This window comes from Micromonospora sp. ALFpr18c, assembly GCF_008868155.1.
Lineage (GTDB): Bacteria > Actinomycetota > Actinomycetes > Mycobacteriales > Micromonosporaceae > Micromonospora.
Genome location: NZ_WBKR01000308.1, coordinates 1 through 4,181 on the forward strand (window position 1 = coordinate 1; position 4,181 = coordinate 4,181).

Here is a 4,181-nt window from a genome sequence, read left to right on the forward strand (position 1 = left end):
GGCGGCCCATCCAGCGGCGCCCGCATCACGGCGGGGCCTGGTCGCTGGCCGGGTCTGCAACGACCGGACCGGGCCGGGCATTCCCACCCCGCGTCGGGGTCGAGCCGGCGGCGGTGGTCCTGCGATCGTCAGGGTATGTAACGACCCCCGGCCAGCCACCATTCCACCGCCCGGGTGCGGCCGGTCACTGCCCACAACCCCCACCACCGGACAAACCACCCACCCGACGCGACCGGCCACGACCCCACATCGGGCAATCACGGGGTGATCCACTCAGGTTCGGCGAGTACGGGGTATCCGGGACGGGGTGACACCCCGGTTTCCAGGAAATCGAGTCGATCATCATTGGGCAACCAGCCCAGCCCGGCCGAAACGCCCGATTCACCCGGGCTCCGACAGGCACCTCGCATGTCGCAGGACCCGGTGGGCGGGCCGGAGCCCGTGGCGGTCGGGGGGTGCGGCGGAGGCCCTAGGGTGGTCAGGGTGGCGACCCTTCTGCTTCTGCGACACGGCCGGACCACGGCGAACGCCGACGGCGGCCTGGCCGGCCGGCAACCCGTCGAGCTGGACGACACCGGGCGCGCCCAGGCCGCCGCGGTGGGCGAACGGCTACGGGCGGTGCCTCTGGCCGCCGTCGTGACCAGCCCGTTGATCCGCTGTCGGCAGACGCTGGAGTTGGCGCTTCCGCAGGCTGCCCCGGTGGTGGAGGAGGGGTTGATCGAGTGCGACTACGGTAGCTGGGAGGGGCAGCCGCTGAAGAAGCTCGCCAAGGAGCCGCTCTGGCCGGTGGTCCAGCAGCATCCCAGCGCGTCGGTCTTCCCGGGCGGGGAGGCGATGGCGGCGATGGCGGCGCGCGCCGTGGCGGCGGTGCGGTCGTGGGACGCCCGGGTGACCGCGGAGCACGGGCCCGAGGCGGTCTGGCTGGCCTGTAGCCACGGTGACGTGATCAAGGCCATCGTGGCGGACGCGCTCGGCGTACACCTGGATCTTTTTCAGCGGATCGTGGCCGATCCGGCGTCGGTGACCGCGATCCGGTTCACGCCGCTGCGGCCGTTCCTCGTCCGGCTGAACGACACCGGCGGCGACCTGGCGGCGCTGGTGCCGCCGCCTCCGAAGCGGCGCCGGCGGGCGGCCCGCGCGGCCGACTCGGACGCGGCCGTCGGCGGCGGGGCGGGTGCGTCCCGGTGACGCGTGTCACGACACCCCCGCCGACGGCCCCCACGGCCGCCACGCCCGGGTGCAACCCCTGGTACGCCGGGCGCGCCGCCCCTGCGGCGATTCGCGTCGGTGGGGTGCGCGATGCCATGGCGGGCCGGATAGGGTCGTGGGTATGACCCACCAGGTGCACGCCTTCGAACCGCCGGAGCGGTTCGTCGCCGGGACTGTCGGGCCGCCGGGGGAGCGCACGTTCTTCCTGCAGGCCCGCGGCGGCGGCAGGCTGGTCAGCGTCGCGCTGGAGAAGGTCCAGGTGTCACTGCTCGCCGAAAAGCTGGAGGAACTGCTCACCGAGGCGCAGCGCCGCTTCGGGGTGGACCTGCCCGAGCTGGCCCCGGTGATCGGCGACAATGAGCCGCTGGACACTCCGGTCGACGAGGAGTTCCGCGTCGGGACTCTCGGGCTGGCCTTCGACGTGGACACCGCGACCGTGGTGATCGAGGCGATCGCGGCGGGCGAGGTCGAACCCGAGGTCGAGCTGGGCGACGAGGACGACGAGGACGACGAGGACGACGACGAGCCGGACGAGGACCTGGACCGGCTTCGGGTCCGGCTCACCCCGCAGGCGACCCGCCAGTTCATCGAGCGGGCCCGGCGCGTGGTGAACGCGGGCCGGCCGCCGTGCCCGCTGTGCGGCCAGCCGTTGGACCCCGCCGGGCACCTGTGCCCGCGGCACAACGGTTACCACCGGTGACCTCGTCCGGCCTCCAGCCCCGCCAGGACGGCGACCAGCCCCGGCTGGACGGCGACGCCGCGCTGCGGCTGTTGCGCGACGGCACGCTCGATCTGGAGGGGCGGCTCGTCGACGCGTCGAACACGACCCTGCGCGGCATCCTGACCCTCGACGGCGCCACGGCCCGCTGTGTCTACAAACCGGTCCGTGGGGAGCGCCCGCTGTGGGACTTCCCGGACGGCACTCTCGCCGGCCGGGAGGTGTCGGCGTACCTGGTGTCCCGGGCCACCGGCTGGGACCTGGTGCCGCCGACGGTGCTGCGCGACGGGCCGTTCGGGCCGGGTTCCTGCCAGCTGTGGATCGACGAGCCGGAGACCGCTGAGCCGTTGGTCGGGTTCGTGCCGGCGGACGCGTTGCCGCCGCGCTGGTTCCCGATCGCGGCGGCACGGGACGACGACGGCACCGCGTACGCGCTCGCGCACGCGGACGACCCGCGGCTGGCTCGACTGGCGGTGCTCGACGCGGTGCTCAACAACGCCGACCGCAAGGGCGGCCACGTGCTCGTCGGCGCGGACGACCGGATCTACGGCGTGGACCACGGGGTGAGCTTCCACGTGGAGGACAAGCTCCGTACGGTGCTCTGGGGTTGGGCCGGCAAGCAGTTGCCGCCGGACGCGGTGGAGATGCTCGACGGGCTCGCCGGCCAGGTCGCCGGGGCGCTCGGCGCGGAACTGGCCGATCACCTGACGATCAGCGAGGTCGCCGAGGTGGCCGCCCGCGTCGACCGGCTGCGCGAGACCGGTCGCTTCCCGCAGCCGCCCGAGGACTGGCCGGCGGTGCCCTGGCCCCCCATGTGATCCGCTGTCATCTTGATCACCTGTGGGGCGGCCCGGGGCCGTCGCGAGGCTGGCTAGGCTGAGGCCATGGAGTCTTGGGCGGGACACGAGGTGCCACGGCTGCCGGGCAGGGGCGAGTCGTTGGCGTTGTACGACTCAGCGCGACAGGGTGTCCACCCGAGTGCGCCGGCCGACGCGGGACGCATGTACGTCTGCGGCATCACCCCGTACGACGCCACCCACCTCGGCCACGCCGCCACGATGATCTCCTTCGATCTGGTGCAGCGGATGTGGCGCGACGCCGGCCGCCCGGTGCGCTACGTGCAGAACGTCACCGACATCGACGACCCGCTGCTGGAGCGGGCCGCCCGCGACGGCGAGGACTGGGTGGTCCTGGCGATGCGGGAGACGGCGCTGTTCCGGGAGGACATGGAGGCGCTGCGGATCATTCCGCCAGAGCGCTACGTGGGTGCGGTCGAGTCGATCCCGGACATCGTCGACAAGGTCGAGGTGCTGGTCAAGGACGGTGCCGCGTACCGCCTCGACGACGGCACCGGCGACGTCTACTTCGACATCTCCGCCACCGGCCGCTACGGCTACGAGTCCAACCTGACCCGCGAGCAGATGTTGAAGATCTTCCCGGAGCGCGGCGGTGACCCGGACCGGGCCGGCAAGCGCGACCCACTGGACCCGCTGCTGTGGCGTGGCGCCCGCGAGGGTGAGCCGTCCTGGCCGGGCGGGGAGTTGGGCATGGGCCGCCCCGGCTGGCACATCGAGTGCGCGGTGATCGCCCTGAACCTGCTCGGCGACCGGATCGACGTACAGGGCGGCGGCAACGACCTGCTGTTCCCGCACCACGAGGCGTCCGCCGCGCACGCCGAGCGGTTGACCGGCCAGGCGCCGTTCGCCGAGCACTACGTGCACGCCGGGATGATTGGCCTGGACGGCGAGAAGATGTCCAAGTCCCGCGGCAATCTGGTCTTCGTCTCCCGGCTGCGCGCCGACAAGGTCGACCCGATGGCGATCCGGCTCGCGTTGATCTCCGGGCACTACCGCAGCGACCGCACCTGGACCGACGAGCTGCTCACGGCCGCGCAGGAGCGCCTGGACCGCTGGCGGCGGGCCGCCACCGCGCCCGCCGGGCCGTCCGGGGCCGAGCTGCTGGCCGGGGTACGCGAACGCCTGGCCGACGACCTCGACACCCCCGGAGCCCTGGCGGCTGCCGACCGCTGGGCCGACGCGACCCTGGCGGGCGCCCCGGATGACCCCGAAGCGCCCGCCCTCTTCGCGAAGACGGTCGACGCCCTCCTGGGCATCCGCCTCTGACACGTACACCCCGGCCTCGCGGCCCCGCGAGGCCGGCCCGTTGCGGCACTCCTGCAGCGTGTTCCGAGGGGACTTCGCCGGCCGGGTGGGCGTGGCTGTGCGGTGCCCTGTAGAGCTGCCCCAGATGTGGG

The 4,181-nt window shown here is 73.4% G+C and carries 4 protein-coding genes; all 4 read left to right on the forward strand.

The window, feature by feature from the left end:
- Window positions 1-474: 474 nt before the first annotated feature.
- Window positions 475-1,188: an MSMEG_4193 family putative phosphomutase gene (locus tag F8271_RS30120; protein ID WP_151493189.1), complete on the forward strand. Its 714-nt coding sequence runs from the start codon at window positions 475-477 to the stop codon at window positions 1,186-1,188.
- Between the two features lie 142 nt (window positions 1,189-1,330).
- Window positions 1,331-1,909: a DUF3090 domain-containing protein gene (locus F8271_RS30125; protein WP_151493190.1), complete on the forward strand. Its 579-nt coding sequence runs from the start codon at window positions 1,331-1,333 to the stop codon at window positions 1,907-1,909.
- The gene (locus F8271_RS30130; protein ID WP_151493191.1) at window positions 1,906-2,745 is read left to right on the forward strand and encodes an SCO1664 family protein; all 840 of its coding nucleotides are present in this window, start codon (window positions 1,906-1,908) and stop codon (window positions 2,743-2,745) included. The genes F8271_RS30125 and F8271_RS30130 overlap by 4 nt, the downstream gene beginning before the upstream one ends.
- Window positions 2,746-2,811: 66 nt before the next feature.
- On the forward strand, window positions 2,812-4,050 hold the full coding sequence (gene mshC, locus F8271_RS30135; protein WP_151493192.1) for a cysteine--1-D-myo-inosityl 2-amino-2-deoxy-alpha-D-glucopyranoside ligase: 1,239 nt from the start codon (window positions 2,812-2,814) through the stop codon (window positions 4,048-4,050).
- Window positions 4,051-4,181: the final 131 nt, after the last annotated feature.